At 70.0% G+C, this 12,420-nt stretch carries 16 protein-coding genes and 1 pseudogene; 13 read left to right on the plus strand and 4 right to left on the minus strand.

The window, feature by feature from the left end; genetic code table 11:
* Nucleotides 1-42: 42 nt before the first annotated feature.
* The gene (locus tag E1161_RS00085) at nucleotides 43-324 is read left to right on the plus strand and encodes a DUF6343 family protein (protein WP_132618208.1); all 282 of its coding nucleotides are present in this window, start codon (nucleotides 43-45) and stop codon (nucleotides 322-324) included.
* Between the two features lie 18 nt (nucleotides 325-342).
* Here the strand turns inward: E1161_RS00085 and E1161_RS26940 are convergent, their stop codons facing one another.
* Nucleotides 343-495 carry a hypothetical protein gene (locus tag E1161_RS26940; protein WP_165939638.1) on the minus strand — a complete coding sequence of 51 codons (153 nt, stop codon included), beginning with the start codon at nucleotides 493-495 and terminating at the stop codon, nucleotides 343-345.
* A 465-nt stretch (nucleotides 496-960) separates the two neighbouring features.
* Nucleotides 961-1,704, minus strand: a complete 744-nt coding sequence (locus E1161_RS00090; protein WP_132618210.1) for a DUF1990 family protein — start codon at nucleotides 1,702-1,704, stop codon at nucleotides 961-963.
* A gap of 91 nt (nucleotides 1,705-1,795) precedes the next feature.
* On the opposite strand from E1161_RS00090, the gene E1161_RS00095 reads away from it, so the two are divergent.
* The 10 genes and pseudogenes from E1161_RS00095 to E1161_RS00135 all read left to right on the plus strand — a co-directional run bounded on the left by E1161_RS00095 (nucleotide 1,796) and on the right by E1161_RS00135 (nucleotide 9,192).
* Complete coding sequence (locus E1161_RS00095) at nucleotides 1,796-2,008, plus strand: hypothetical protein (protein WP_132618211.1); 213 nt, start codon at nucleotides 1,796-1,798, stop codon at nucleotides 2,006-2,008.
* 20 nt (nucleotides 2,009-2,028) lie between these two features.
* Nucleotides 2,029-2,754: a DUF1990 family protein gene (locus E1161_RS00100; protein WP_132618213.1), complete on the plus strand. Its 726-nt coding sequence runs from the start codon at nucleotides 2,029-2,031 to the stop codon at nucleotides 2,752-2,754.
* A gap of 120 nt (nucleotides 2,755-2,874) precedes the next feature.
* A complete protein-coding gene (locus tag E1161_RS00105) occupies nucleotides 2,875-3,762 on the plus strand; it encodes a universal stress protein (RefSeq protein WP_132618215.1) in 888 nt (295 codons plus the stop codon).
* Nucleotides 3,763-3,847: 85 nt separating this feature from the next.
* Entirely contained in the window at nucleotides 3,848-4,024 is a 177-nt protein-coding gene (locus E1161_RS26945) for a hypothetical protein (RefSeq protein WP_165939639.1), read from the plus strand.
* A 508-nt stretch (nucleotides 4,025-4,532) separates the two neighbouring features.
* Nucleotides 4,533-4,835 (plus strand): urease subunit gamma, encoded by a 303-nt coding sequence (locus tag E1161_RS00110; RefSeq protein ID WP_132618217.1) that lies wholly within the window; start codon nucleotides 4,533-4,535, stop codon nucleotides 4,833-4,835.
* Nucleotides 4,832-5,113, plus strand: a pseudogene (locus tag E1161_RS27800) (urease subunit beta); the annotation flags it as partial. The gene E1161_RS00110 and the pseudogene E1161_RS27800, both read left to right, overlap by 4 nt.
* 191 nt (nucleotides 5,114-5,304) lie before the next feature.
* Nucleotides 5,305-7,014: an urease subunit alpha gene (locus E1161_RS00120; protein ID WP_132618221.1), complete on the plus strand. Its 1,710-nt coding sequence runs from the start codon at nucleotides 5,305-5,307 to the stop codon at nucleotides 7,012-7,014.
* A 10-nt stretch (nucleotides 7,015-7,024) separates the two neighbouring features.
* Nucleotides 7,025-7,693: an urease accessory protein UreF gene (locus tag E1161_RS00125; protein ID WP_132618223.1), complete on the plus strand. Its 669-nt coding sequence runs from the start codon at nucleotides 7,025-7,027 to the stop codon at nucleotides 7,691-7,693.
* Complete coding sequence (gene ureG / locus E1161_RS00130) at nucleotides 7,686-8,384, plus strand: urease accessory protein UreG (RefSeq protein ID WP_132618225.1); 699 nt, start codon at nucleotides 7,686-7,688, stop codon at nucleotides 8,382-8,384. The genes E1161_RS00125 and ureG overlap by 8 nt, the downstream gene beginning before the upstream one ends.
* A gap of 7 nt (nucleotides 8,385-8,391) precedes the next feature.
* Nucleotides 8,392-9,192: an urease accessory protein UreD gene (locus tag E1161_RS00135; RefSeq protein ID WP_132618227.1), complete on the plus strand. Its 801-nt coding sequence runs from the start codon at nucleotides 8,392-8,394 to the stop codon at nucleotides 9,190-9,192.
* Between the two features lie 346 nt (nucleotides 9,193-9,538).
* Here E1161_RS00135 and E1161_RS00140 read toward each other — a convergent pair whose 3' ends face one another.
* Nucleotides 9,539-10,318 carry an IclR family transcriptional regulator gene (locus tag E1161_RS00140; RefSeq protein ID WP_132618229.1) on the minus strand — a complete coding sequence of 260 codons (780 nt, stop codon included), beginning with the start codon at nucleotides 10,316-10,318 and terminating at the stop codon, nucleotides 9,539-9,541.
* A 169-nt stretch (nucleotides 10,319-10,487) separates the two neighbouring features.
* On the opposite strand from E1161_RS00140, the gene E1161_RS00145 reads away from it, so the two are divergent.
* The gene (locus E1161_RS00145; RefSeq protein WP_132618231.1) at nucleotides 10,488-11,201 is read left to right on the plus strand and encodes a CoA transferase subunit A; all 714 of its coding nucleotides are present in this window, start codon (nucleotides 10,488-10,490) and stop codon (nucleotides 11,199-11,201) included.
* A gap of 9 nt (nucleotides 11,202-11,210) precedes the next feature.
* Complete coding sequence (locus E1161_RS00150) at nucleotides 11,211-11,858, plus strand: CoA transferase subunit B (protein WP_132618233.1); 648 nt, start codon at nucleotides 11,211-11,213, stop codon at nucleotides 11,856-11,858.
* 252 nt (nucleotides 11,859-12,110) lie between these two features.
* Here the strand turns inward: E1161_RS00150 and E1161_RS00155 are convergent, their stop codons facing one another.
* Nucleotides 12,111-12,326, minus strand: a complete 216-nt coding sequence (locus E1161_RS00155; protein ID WP_235874669.1) for a hypothetical protein — start codon at nucleotides 12,324-12,326, stop codon at nucleotides 12,111-12,113.
* Nucleotides 12,327-12,420: the final 94 nt, after the last annotated feature.

Below are 12,420 nucleotides of genomic sequence, written 5' to 3' on the forward strand. Positions count from 1 at the left end.
GGGCCGGTGTACAGCGGGAGGCGTGCTGGGTAGTCCTCGCGCATGGAGCGGAAACGTGACCAGCGTGACTACGAGCGGGGGCTGCCCGGCTACCACGATCCCGGGGTGCGCTACCTGGGGGCGCCCGCCGCGCGGAGCGCCTTGACGCTGCGGCTGTGGCTGGCCGGGTTCGGCCTCGTCTTCTGCACCGCGGCGGCGGTCGGGCTCTTCGTGCTAGTCCCACCGCTGGCGTGGTTCGCCTGGGTCCTGGTCGTCCTCGCCATCGCCGCGTTGATCGACTTCATCTGGGTGCTGCACCGGAAGAGCCGCGGGGAACCGGGCTAGCCTCGGTCGTTCGGCACATCAGGGGTGGGAGGAGTCCAGTTGGTGGTCGGCGAGGTCGGCGAACTCCCACCACGCGAGCGGAAGCCAGTCGCCGCTCACGAAGGCGTCGACGGCGGATCCGCGGCCATGAGTGACCACCGTGGTGCCAACGGGATATGTGACGCCGGACATGCCGGTGACTGGAACGAGCAGCTTTCCAACGCGCCTTGCCACGTCTCCTCCGAATGCTACGAGTGAGGTGAATCGCAACGCCCTGAGCAGGGCAGAACGTTCGCTTTGAATGCGCAATCCTAACCGCGGCGTCAAGTCCCCGAATCCTTCTGAGACGACCGACTCATCTATCGGTCAGTCGTCGATGTGCGTCCCTCGAAACAATTTCTGATCATTCGGTGTTCGTCCGGGGAATTGAATTCGGATCGTCTGGCCGGGTGCGGCGGGCACGTCTGGCCAGTGGAGTCGCAGGGGTGCGCGAATCGGCTCGGGAAGAGGTGAACACCAGTTCGACGTCGTGGGAGGAGTCGGGCCGCGTAGCGCCCCGGGCACGCGGAGTGCGGTATCCCTCCGAGGCAACCACGGTTGCGGTTACCGGACAGCTGTTGCGTCTTGCGGATCGCGGGGCGTTCGACGGCCGGAGCGTCAGCCAGGCGTCGTGGAGGGCGAGGCGTCCGCGGGGGCGGGGAAGTGGTGCACGAGTTCGCGGGTGTGGATGCGGACGCCGTTGCGCGGGCGCCCGCCGGCCATCTTGGCGACCTGGAGGCAGAAGCGCACCCACAGGTTCAGCTGTATCTCCTTGGCCAGCCGGAGGCGGGTGTACAACAGGTGGACGAGCCGGTTGCCGGGTCGCGCCCAGGTTTCGATCTCGAAGACGATCGCGTTTCCCGCTGGCGCGGCGCGGAACTCGATCTGGCCCGCTTCGAGGTGTCCGCGCAAGGTGGCGAACCGGAACGAGGTGTCCTCACGAGCGATGACGCGAACCGGGCCGTTCCACGGGCCCGGCATGCGCACGACGCAGTCCTCCCCGGGCTGCAAGGGGTTCTGCTTCGTCTGCGGGCGGTCGAACGTCGCGACTTCGTTGGGCAGAGCGCGGTTGAAGTCGCGCCTCACCATCGCCATCAGCTCCGGCGCGCCGAGGTCGGGTTCCTCGATGACGACGCTGAAGTGCCGGTGGAACAGCGGCCCCGCTCCATCGCACAGCTGCTGGCAGCGCCCGTCGAGCTGATCCTCCGGCACGTCCACGGGCAGGTCCGACTCGTCGCCGGGTTCCTCCTGCCGGTGCAGCGGAGTGGTCAGCCAGAGGTAGCGCCAGGAGACCAGTGCCAACCCGAACGCAGAACGGACCGCGATCGGCGCGATGCGCGTGGGCGAGAGGTCGGCTGCCACGTCGTTCCTTTCGCGTGGACGCTCTCAGACCGGCATGGTGAAGGTGTGCCCCTCCGGGCGGCGAGCGAAACCCAGGCTTTGGGGAGGATCGATGTTCGTGCGGTTGCTACACCGGATCGGACTGCGCAGCGCGCAGCTGCACGTGGCCTCGATGGTCGGGATCGCGTTGTGCCTCGGCCTGTGGGTCCGGGCCAAGACCGTTGACCAGCAGGAGCGCGGCAACGCTGAACGCCGCGCCCTGTTCACCGGGCTGTGGCCTCCGACGTTGTGGTTGATCGGTGACTCGCTGCGCGAGTTCGAATGACGGTGCGCGTTCCTCGGCCCATGAGCAGCGTGCAGCGCGCTCGCGCGCTGGAGGGCTTGCGGACCAGGAGTGTGAACTTCACCGAGGACGAGCCGCATTCGTCCGCAGGCGAGTGGTACTTCGACACCCACCGGGTCTTCCTCGCCAGCGAAGCGCCGGGGATTCCGGAACCGGGCGGTGCGTGGGACATCGCGAGCGCGCTGGTGCGCGACTACGAGTTCTCCGACCCCGACCGCGTCCGCGCCGTCTACGACAGCCGCGATGAGTTGCTGGGCCGGAACATGCTGCTGGAGGGGCGGTTCTACGGTTTGCGCTTCGACATGGGCGTTCGGGTCACCGTGGTGGTCGACGAGACGCGCGAGGGTGGCAGCAGGGTGTGGGGTTGGGGCTACGAAACGCTCGTAGGTCATCTCGAACGCGGCCGGATGACCTACGAGGTCGTCAAGGACATGGGTTCGGGGGAGGTCGAGTTCGTGATCACCGGGTTCTCCCAGAGCGCCCCTGCGCTCGATCCGGTGCTCCGGCTGGGTTGGCGGCTGTTCGGCCGGGCCACCCAGCTGGCGTTCTACCGGCGATGCGGTAGGCGCATGCACGAGCTCGTCCGAGCCCGCCTCGCCAACGGGCGCGGCGTCGCGCCCGAACGCCGTCACGACGCGCTGCTGCTCGCGCCATCGGACGCCCGGCCGGGGCCGCTCGAACGCATCGCGCTGCGCATCGACCACCCCAGCTCCGGGCGCGAGCGGTAGAGACCACACACCCCGCTCACGAGGCGGCGAAGTTCGTGGTGCCCCTGCTCGGTTGACCGCGAGGCCGAGCGGGTATTCGGGGCCCGCAGTCCCGCTGCGGTTCGATCGGAGGAGATGCGCATGGCCGAGGAAGCTCGCTCAGCGGTGCTCGCAGGTTTCGACGGCACGGAACCGTCTCGTGAAGCGGTCCGCTGGGCCGCGAAGGAGGCGTCCAGCAGACGTGCGCCGCTGCTGCTGGTGCACGTCCTGGCGCGGCCCTTCCAGCACTCCATCCCGATGCGCATCCCCGACGAGGACCAGGTCATGGGGAAGCTGGCGGAGGCGGTCCGCCGGGAGCTGGACTCCTTGGAGGATTCGTGCAGGGCGATCGACCCCCACGTCGAGGTGCGCAAGAGCATCCCGATCGGCGACGCGGCGGAGATCCTGATCGAGTTCGCCGGCGAAGCGGAGCTGGTCGTGCTGGGCGGCCCGCTGGTGGGGGCCCGAACGGATCGCCTGGGGGTCACCGCGGCGGAGGTGATCGCCCGCCGTGCCGCTGCCCCGATCGTCGTGGTTCGCGGCGAGACCAACGCGGCAGCGGATGCCCCGGTGGTCGTCGGGGTCGACGGTTCCGCCGTGAGCACCCGGGCGATCGGCTTCGCCTTCGAATCGGCTGCTCGACGCAACCGCCCGCTGGTGGCCGTGCACTCGTGGGGCGAATCGGCGTTCAACCCGTTCGACATCGTCGACGAGTGGGACGCCGACCGGAGCGAGTTCCGGGACAGGGCCAACGAGGTGCTCGCCGAATCGACGTCCGGGTGGGGTGAGCAGTACCCCGATGTGCAAGTCCGCCACGTCGTCGGTGCGGACCAGCCCGCGCACCTCCTCCTCGGCGAGGCCGACGGAGCGAACCTCCTGGTGGTGGGCAGCCACGGGAGGGGACCGGTGCGCCGTGCCTTCCTCGGATCGGTCAGTCACGCCGTGCTCAACCAGGCGAACTGCCCGGTAGCGGTGCTCGCCGCGGAGTGACGCCGGGCCCGGAGGCCCGGTTTTCCCGCGTCGCCGACCGGGTAGGGCCTGGCTTGCGGGTTCTCGACGATGAGGAGTGGGACCAATGCAGCGAGGCTCGGACAAGCACGGACCGATGAAGGACGACGAGCTGGAGAAGGAGATGGAGGGGCACCTCCGCAGCGGCGGCAGTCAGCGAGCCGACGAGGCGCTCGAGGCGGAACCGCCGGCGGACGACGACCCGGACACCGACGTTCGCCCCGATCCGCCCGCGGAGAGCTGAGCCCGTCAGTCCCCCTGCTCGCGGTCGACGGGTGCTGGTGGGTGATCCCGCGCGGTGGCGATCTTCCACAGCACCACGGCGTCGACAGAGTGAGCGCGAGGAGCGCGGCGGGGTTCGAGACGCGCCTGCGCCGCGAACTGGGTGTTCCGACGAGTCGTTGCTCCCCGCAGTCGAGGTGGAAATCCTCCGAGCCGACGAGGCGGAGTGCGAGAGTTCGATGGAGCTTCGCATTGCGCGGATGTGACGCGCAGGTTTCGGGAATTGGTCCCCGATGAAGTTCCTGAAAATGCGTTGTGCCGCGAGGGTGGTCGGAATACCCTGAGCGGACCGAATTCATCGCGAGACGCCCGTCCGGCGTGGAAGCCGTTCGAGCGCAGCGCAAGTGGGGTCATGAACAGCATGTTCGCCTTTTCTGCGCGCGGTTTCGCGATTCTCATAGGCGTTGTGCGAGTGATCCGCACGTGCCTTGCAGTCGGTCGCGAACTGCAGTGATACGAGGTGTGGTTTCATGAATCTCACTCCGTCTGACGGTGAGAAGTTGTTGTTGAGCGTCGCCGGGATGATCGCCCGCGATCGGCGGGAACGCGGCGTCCTGCTCAACCATCCAGAAGCGGTCGCTCTGCTGTCCTGCTGGGCGATCGAGCGCGCCCGGGAGGGCTTCACCGTCGACGCGCTCATGAACGAGGGGAGGCGCGTGCTCACGCGAGGAGAAGTGATGGAGGGCGTCCCGGAGATGCTCTCGGACGTGCAGGTGGAAGCGACCTTCCCCGACGGGCGCAAGCTCGTCACGATCACGCAGCCGATCTCGTGATCCCCGGAGAGGTCCGCGTGCGCGAGACACCCATCGAGCTCAACGCCGGGCGCGAGCGGCGCACGCTGCTGGTGGTCAACGACGGTGACCGGCCCATCCAGATCGGGGCGCACCTGCACTTCCCGGACGCCAACCCGGCGCTGACCTTCGACCGCGACGCAGCCCACGGCTACCGCCTGGACTCCCCGGCGGGGACTTCGGTGCGCTTCGAGCCCGGAGTGAGCAAGCTCGTGGAGCTGGTGGCACTGGGCGGGACCGGGCACGTGCCCGGCCTGCAGGTCCGCGATCGGGAGCTGCCGAGCTACACGCGGGAACCCAGGAAGGCCGTTCCGCGCGGAACCCCGGATTCCGAACCCGATCTGCCCGGCACGGCCTCGGCTCCTGAACGGGCGCGGGTCACCGACGAACCAGTCAACGACGAATCGGCTACCGAGCGCGGTGGCGATCAGCAGCACCCCGAGGAGGGGCAGTGAGCCAGATCGGTCGTCGCGAGTACGCGAAGCTGTACGGGCCGACCACGGGCGATCAGGTCCGGCTCGGCGACACCGACCTGTGGATCGAGATCGAGCAGGACTTCTGCGTCGGCGGCGACGAGGCGGTGTTCGGTGGCGGCAAGAGCATCCGCGAGTCCGGCGCGCAGGGAACGACCACGCGCGCGGAGGGTGCTCTCGACCTGGTCATCACCAACGTGATCGTGCTCGATCACTGGGGCGTCGTTCGCGGTGACGTCGGCATCCGCGACGGACGCATCGTCGCGGTGGGCAAGTCCGGGAACCCGGACGTGATGGACGGCGTGCACCCGGACCTGGAGATCGGTCCGGCCACCGACGTCATCGCGGGGGACCGCAAGATCATGACCGCCGGTGCGGTCGACAGCCACGTGCACTTCCTCACCGAGATCGAGCTGGCCGAAGCGCTGGCCACCGGCACCACGACCGTGGTGGGCGGCGGTACCGGACCGACCGAGGGGTCGAAGGCCACGACCGTCACCCCGGGATCCTGGTCCTTGGCCATGATGCACCGGGCCCTCGACCACCTGCCGCTCAACGTCATCCTCTTCGGCAAGGGCAGCACGGTCAGCGCTGAGGGACTCGCCGAGCAGGCCTTGGCCGGTGCGGGCGGGTACAAGGTGCACGAGGACTGGGGCGCCACGCCGGCGGCCATCGACGCGGCGTTGCGCGCCGCCGACGAGCACGGCCTGCAGGTCGCCCTGCACGCCGACAGCCTCAACGAGACCGGCTACGTGCAGCACACCCTCGACGCGATCGACGGCCGCGGCATCCACGCGTTCCACTCCGAAGGTGCCGGTGGCGGGCACGCGCCCGACATCATCGTCGTCGCGGGCGAGTCCAACGTGCTGCCGGCCTCGACGAACCCGACCCTGCCGCACACGGTCAACACCGCCACCGAGCACCTGGACATGCTCCTGGTCTGCCACCACCTCAACCCGCAGGTGCCCGAGGACCTCGCGTTCGCCGAGTCGCGCATCCGCCCGACGACGATGGCGGCCGAGGACATCCTGCAGGACATCGGCGCGATGTCGATCACCTCGTCCGACGCGCAGGCGATGGGGCGCATCGGTGAGCTGGTGTGCCGCACGTGGCAGGTCGCGCACGTGATGAAGAACCAGCGCGGGCCGCTGGGCTCGTCGCTGCCCGCCGACAACGAGCGCGCCCGCCGCTACGTCGCCAAGTACACGATCTGCCCTGCCGTCGCGCACGGCATCGACCACGAGGTCGGTTCGGTCGAACCGGGCAAGTTGGCCGATCTCGTGCTGTGGGACCCGGCCTTCTTCGGCATCCGCCCCTCCACCGTGATCAAGGGTGGCGCCGCCGTGTGGGGCGCGCTGGGAGATCCCAGCGCCACGATCCCGACACCGCAGCCGGTCATGATGCGCCCGGCGCTGCCCCAGGGGCCGGCGTCGGCGCCGCACCTGTCGGTGAGCTTCGTGGCGCAGGCGGCGCTCGACGACGGCCTGGCCGACGAGCTCGGCCTGCGGCGAAGGCTCGCCGCGGTGCGCGAGACCCGCGGTGTCACCAAGCACGACATGCCGAACAACACCGCGCTGCCGCGGATCGAGGTCGACCCGGAGACCTTCGACATCAGCATCGACGGTGAGCGCGTCCGCCCGAACCCGGTCGAGACGGTCCCGCTCGCCCAGCGCTACTCGCTGTTCTGAGGAGTGGGTGATGGATCCGGACTTGGGAGCGATGCTCCTGGCAGACGCTCGGCTTCCCACCGGCGGGCACGCGCACTCGGCCGGTCTGGAACCAGCGCTGGCGGCCGGTCTCGACCGCGCGGAGGTTCCCGAGTACATCCGCGCACGACTGCGCTCGGTCGCACTGGTCGACGCCTCGGCCGCCGTCCTGACCCTGCGGGCGGCCGGCGAGCAGCACGTCCGGCTCGACGAGATCCACGACGCGCTGCTCGCGCGCACGCCGACCGAGCCGGTGCGCGCGGCCTCCGCCCTGCTCGGACGGGGACTGGTCCGGCTCGCTGAGCGGTTGTGGCCGGATCACCCGACCGTGGCTGCTCTCGACGCGCTCGGCCCGGGACCGCAGCGCCCCGTGGCCCTCGGCGTCGTCGCGGCCGTCATGGGACTGGACGAGTCGCACGTCGCGCGGGCGTGCCTGTACGAGGACGCCCAGACGGTCGCGGCGGCGGCGCTCAAGCTGCTGCCCGTCGATCCCGTCGACACCGCGCGTTGGATCTGGGAGTCGGCGGCCGTGGTCGGCGAATCCGCGGAGATCGCCGTCGCGGTCACCTGCCCGGCCGAGATGCCCGCGGTGACGGCACCGCTGGCAGAGCACTGGGCCCTGCAGCACGAGAACAGCACGAGGAGGATTTTCGTTGCCTGAACACGAGCACCGCGACACCAGCGCTGCGTCCCGGCCACTGCGGCTGGGGATCGCCGGGCCGGTCGGCACCGGCAAGAGCACCCTGATCGCCACGCTGTGCCGGCAGCTCGCCGACGAGCTGGAACTCGCGGTGGTCACCAACGACATCTACACCGACGAGGACGCCCGGATGCTGCGCGCCGCAGGCGTCCTACCCGTGGAGCGGATCCGCGCCGTGGAGACCGGCGCGTGCCCGCACACGGCGATCCGGGACGACGTCACCGCCAACCTCATCGCCGTGGAAGACCTGGAACGCGCCTTCAGGCCGCTGGACCTGATCCTCGTCGAGAGCGGCGGCGACAACCTCACGGCGACCTTCAGCCCAGCGCTGGTCGACGCCCAGATCTTCTGCATCGACGTGGCAGGTGGCGGTGACGTCGCGCGCAAGGGAGGTCCGGGCATCGAGCGAGCCGATCTGCTCGTGATCAACAAGACCGACCTCGCCGAGCACGTCGACGTCGACGTCACCCAGATGATCACCGACGCCGAATCGGTGCGCTCCGGCCTGCCCACGCTCGCCCTGTCCCGCACGGATCCGACGGCCGTCGGTGACCTGTGCAAGTGGGTGCACCACCTGGTGGCCGAGCACCGACGGGGTGAGCACACCGCCGTGGACCCGGGCCCGATGGCCCCGCACGTCCACCACGGGTGACCGCGCGATGGCAACGGTGTCCATCGAACTCGTCGACGGCGTCGCGCGGGCCACGGTCCTGCGGGCGGGCGCCTACCTGCGCCCCCGCCTGCTCGGGATCGACGGACCGCGCGTGCGCATCGCGCTCGTCGGCGTGTGCGCCACCCTGCTCGCCGGAGACGACCTGCGAGTGGAGGTCGCGGTCGGCAGCGGTGCGCACCTCGAACTCGTCGAACCGTCGGGCATGGTCGCCTACGACGCGCGGGGTGGTCACCAGCGCTGGGCGGCCGACGTGCACGTCGAGACCGGTGGCTCGCTCGTCTGGTCCGCGGCTCCGTTCGTGGTCGCGGGCGGTGCCGACGTCGACCGGCGCACCGGCATCGTGCTGGACGATGGCGCGGTCGCTCTCCTGTCGGAAACCCTGGTGCTCGGGCGCAGCGGTGAAGAGGGAGGCGGGCTGCGCTCGAAGCTGCGGTGCGCCCTGGCCGGACGGGACCTCCTCGTCGAGGAGCTCGACCTGCGGTCGCCGGAGCTGAGGAAGGCGCCGGGAATCCTCGGCGACTGCCGGGTGCTCGCCACCGCCGCGCTGCTCGGCGTCCCTCCTGGCGAGCGGGTCTCCCCACCGGGAACGCCCCTCGCGGGGCCCGGATCCATCGCCCGCTCGCTCGCCCCGCACGCGCACAGCGCCGACGAGGCCCTGCGGGGCACGTGGGAGCGCTGGCGGCGCTTCGTCGCCTCCAACACCGCTGCTGGACCCACAGCCGAGCCCGGTGGGGAGGACGAGCCGCGCGGAAACCCGGACCGGGCCGGGGTTTTCAGCGTGACGTGACTGCGGGTGCGTCGTGTCCGCTCACGGCGCGGTGTCGTCGTCCGGGAGGCCGACCAGCTCGTGGGGCCTGCCGTGCGGGTCATCCCTCTTCGGAGCGCTTCGGGAAGAGGGCGGCAGCACCCGTTCCGAGGTGACCGTCGGCGACCATGACCTCGACCAGGCCGTGACCTCGACCAGGCCGTGCAGCGAGGACCGGGGTGGGTCCAGCTCGGGCAGGCGCAGCGCGCGAGCAGGGTGCCGACCCCGGCACGTCCTCGCCTTCGCTCGGTCGCAGCGACCAGCAGATCACCGCGCTCATCGAAGCCGACATGGTCTGAGCGCGGAGGACGACGGGACGGAGGAGTGCTCACCGGCCTGGCCGGGTGCTGGTCAGGCATCGGGTGAGGACGTGGGCTTCGTGGAGCAGGAGTGCTCCGAGCTCCGGTTGCCGGGCCGGCTTGAACCGCGACTCGACGCCGGTGAGGGTCAGGGCCCAGGCGGGCTTGCCGGTGTGGTCGAACACGGCGGCGGCCATGCCCCAGCTGCCCTCGACGACCAGCCCGGGGTTCACCGCGTAGCCGCGGCGGCGGGTTCGGTCGATGCGGGTGCGGATCGCCTCGGGGGAGTGGTCCTGGCCCCAGCGGGCTGTCAGGTCGGTGCTTCCTAGGTAGGAGTTGATGTCGGCGTCGTCCTGGAATGTGAGCAGGACCAGGCCCGCGGAGACGACTCCGAGAGGGAACCGGGCGCCTTCGTAGAGCACGAACGAGCGGATCGGGAAATCGCCGTCCTCGCGCAGCAGGCACACCGTTTCCTGACCGCGCAGCGCCGAGAAGAACGCGCTCTCGCCGGTCTTGGCGGCCAGCCGGTGCACGCTGTCGCGCGCGTGGTGGGTGACGTCGTACCGGCTGCCTGCGGTCTGGCCGAGGAGGTAGAGCTCGGGACCGAGGAACCAGTTGCCGGTGTGCAGGTCGCGGTCGACGAACCCTTCTTCCGACAGCGAGCTGAGCAGCCGGTGCGCGGTCGGCCGCGGGAGCCCGGCGTCGCGTGCGAGATCGGTCGTCGTCGTGCCCGCCGCGTTCGTCGTGGACAGCGCGCGGAGCACGGCGCCGATCTTGCCGACCAGGTGGGCGTTCGGGCCGTCGCTCATACCAGCCATCGTAGCGTCCGCTGAGTGAACGCGTTCCGGTCCTGTCGGTCGAGGAGCGAGCGGATTGCGCTCGAATAGTCACTGGACGTTGCAATAGCACCTTCAGACCCCTTTACTCCTCGACGTCCGCCAAGTGGACGTGAGATGTGGACGCGGGAGAGGTGATGAGGTGTCGAAGCTGCGTTCCGACGCGGAGGAGGCGCTGCGCGGTGTGCTCACCGACGGCACGACGCTCGCCGTCGGTGGGTTCGGCCTGTGCGGTGTGCCGAACGATCTGATCGAGGTCGTGCGCGACAGCGGCGTCAGGGATCTGACGGTGGTGTCGAACAACATGGGCGTGGACGGCAAGGGCCTCGGACTGCTGCTGGAGAACGAGCAGGTGTCCAGGGTGATCGCGTCCTACGTGGGTGAGAACAAGCGGTTCGCCCAGCAGTACCTGGACGGGACGCTCGAAGTGGAGTTCGCGCCGCAGGGGACGCTGTCGGAGCGGTTGCGAGCCGGTGGCGCGGGCATCGCCGCGTTCTACACCCGCGCGGGCGTGGGCACCCCGGTCGCGGAGGGCAAACCGCTGGCGGAGTTCGACGGGCGGACCTACGTCCAGGAGCGGGCGATCGTCGCCGACGTCGCGCTGGTGCACGCCCACACCGCCGACCCGGCGGGCAACCTCGTCTACCGGGCCAGCGCCCGCAACTTCAACCCGATCGTCGCGACGTGCGGGCGGGTCGCGGTGGTCGAGGTCGAGCACCTCGCCGATGAGCACCTGGACCCCGAGCGGATCGTGACGCCGGGCATCCACGTGGACCGCCTGGTGCGGGCCAAGCCGCGGGTCAAGGACATCGAGAAGCGCACTGTGCGCCCCCGAGCCACCGCCTCGACGAACTAGGAGCAGCAGATGAGCTGGACTCGTGACGAGATGGCCGCCATCGCCGCCGCCGAGCTGCGCGACGGCGACTACGTCAACCTCGGGATCGGCATCCCGACCCTGGTCGCCAACCACGTCCCCGAGGGCGTGCAGGTGACGCTGCAGAGCGAGAACGGCATCCTCGGCGTGGGCCCGTTCCCGTGGGAGGGCGAGGAGGACGCCGACCTCATCAACGCCGGCAAGCAGACCGTCACGGTCAACCCGGGCGCCAGCTACTTCGATTCGGCCGCCTCGTTCGGCATGATGCGCGGCGGGCACATCGACATCGCTGTGCTGGGTGCGCTGCAGGTCAGCAGCACCGGCGACCTGGCGAACTGGACGATCCCAGGGTCCCTGGTCAAGGGCATGGGCGGCGCGATGGACCTGGTCGTGGGCGCTCGTCGCATCGTCGTGATCACCGACCACGTGGCCAAGGACGGCACCCCGAAGCTCGTCGAGCGCTGCACCCTGCCGCTCACCGGAGCCGGTGTGGTCAACCGCATCATCACCGACCTGGCCGTGCTCGACGTGACCCCGGACGGCCTGCACCTGGTGTCCGCGGCGCCTGGAGTCACCCCGGACGAGGTGCAGGCCAAGACGGGGGCTCGCGTCCACCGACCGGTTCCCGCGGGCGCCTGACCGGACTGCGAGTTCAGGCTTCGGTGCGCTCGCTGCTGAGGTCCTCCGGGCGCAGCAGCGGGTCGCCCGCCGTCTCGCGCGGGGTGAATGCGGCGTGAGCCCGAACCGGTGCGCACGACGAGGTCGGTGGCCGGTGGAACAGGGCGGGGGGACGACCCCGGCGGTGCTCCTCGTGCGGTCGAGCGCGGTGAATCGGCTTTGTGCGGTCGAGCGCGGTGAATCGGCTTTCCAAGATCACCGCGCTCGCCGACATCACCGATCGATCTTCGGGTTCTGCTGCTCGTCGAGGCGCACTGCCGCGCCGAGCGCGAAGAAGGTCGGGGCCCACTCACCGACGAAGATGCCCCAGCGGTCGGCTCGGGCGACGTTCTCCACCTTGATGGAGCTCAGCCAGCTCACCAGTGAGAGGCCGATGGAAGCCATCCCGGCCATGAAGAGGTGGTCCGAGGTGATTCCACACTTCCGCACTGTCGTCAGCATGTCGTTCCCCGCTTCCTGGTTCGGTGTCCCGGCGGCCGAGCCGCGCTGCAGACCTACACGCGGCGTCTTCCCGGTGGCGGCG

Source organism: Saccharopolyspora aridisoli (assembly GCF_004348445.1).
GTDB classification, from domain to species: domain Bacteria; phylum Actinomycetota; class Actinomycetes; order Mycobacteriales; family Pseudonocardiaceae; genus Saccharopolyspora; species Saccharopolyspora aridisoli.

Coding starts and splice junctions, on each gene's coding strand:
- E1161_RS00100 (WP_132618213.1), top strand. CDS start 2,029: ATGAGCAGCGTGCAGCGCGCTCGCGCGCTGGAGGGCTTGCGGACCAGG.
- E1161_RS26940 (WP_165939638.1), bottom strand. CDS start 495: ATGTCCGGCGTCACATATCCCGTTGGCACCACGGTGGTCACTCATGGC.
- E1161_RS00125 (WP_132618223.1), top strand. CDS start 7,025: ATGGATCCGGACTTGGGAGCGATGCTCCTGGCAGACGCTCGGCTTCCC.
- E1161_RS00095 (WP_132618211.1), top strand. CDS start 1,796: ATGTTCGTGCGGTTGCTACACCGGATCGGACTGCGCAGCGCGCAGCTG.
- E1161_RS00150 (WP_132618233.1), top strand. CDS start 11,211: ATGAGCTGGACTCGTGACGAGATGGCCGCCATCGCCGCCGCCGAGCTG.
- E1161_RS00110 (WP_132618217.1), top strand. CDS start 4,533: ATGAATCTCACTCCGTCTGACGGTGAGAAGTTGTTGTTGAGCGTCGCC.
- E1161_RS00135 (WP_132618227.1), top strand. CDS start 8,392: ATGGCAACGGTGTCCATCGAACTCGTCGACGGCGTCGCGCGGGCCACG.
- E1161_RS00140 (WP_132618229.1), bottom strand. CDS start 10,318: ATGAGCGACGGCCCGAACGCCCACCTGGTCGGCAAGATCGGCGCCGTG.
- E1161_RS00085 (WP_132618208.1), top strand. CDS start 43: ATGGAGCGGAAACGTGACCAGCGTGACTACGAGCGGGGGCTGCCCGGC.
- E1161_RS00105 (WP_132618215.1), top strand. CDS start 2,875: ATGGCCGAGGAAGCTCGCTCAGCGGTGCTCGCAGGTTTCGACGGCACG.
- E1161_RS26945 (WP_165939639.1), top strand. CDS start 3,848: ATGCAGCGAGGCTCGGACAAGCACGGACCGATGAAGGACGACGAGCTG.